Below are 246 nucleotides of genomic sequence, written 5' to 3' on the forward strand. Positions count from 1 at the left end.
AGGTTCAGCCGGTAGCGCGTCAGTCCGCCGTAATTGCCCAGCATCGCGGCTTCACGTATCCAGCCGGAAAACTGGGTGCGCGTGCCGTCGGCCAGGCTGATATGCAGCGTGGCCGGTTTGCCGAGCAGCGACGCCAGTGCGATCTGAGGACTGGTCGACAGCGCGATGATGTCGCGTGCACCGATTCCATGTACTTGCTCGTCGGCGGCGAACGCCTCGACCAGCAAGCTGTCAGCGTCGCCATCG

At 64.2% G+C, this 246-nt stretch carries 1 protein-coding gene (running past both ends of the window); it reads right to left on the bottom strand.

All 246 nt of this window come from inside a single coding sequence — locus GJA_RS25855, contractile injection system protein, VgrG/Pvc8 family (protein WP_038498129.1), on the bottom strand. Of the gene's 270 coding nucleotides, 8 precede the window and 16 follow it; the stretch shown corresponds to coding positions 9-254 (codon 3, partial, through codon 85, partial); reading right to left, the first codon wholly in view occupies positions 243-245. The start codon and the stop codon both lie outside this window.

The sequence above is a fragment of the Janthinobacterium agaricidamnosum NBRC 102515 = DSM 9628 genome (genome assembly GCF_000723165.1).
Classification (GTDB): domain Bacteria; phylum Pseudomonadota; class Gammaproteobacteria; order Burkholderiales; family Burkholderiaceae_D; genus Janthinobacterium; species Janthinobacterium agaricidamnosum.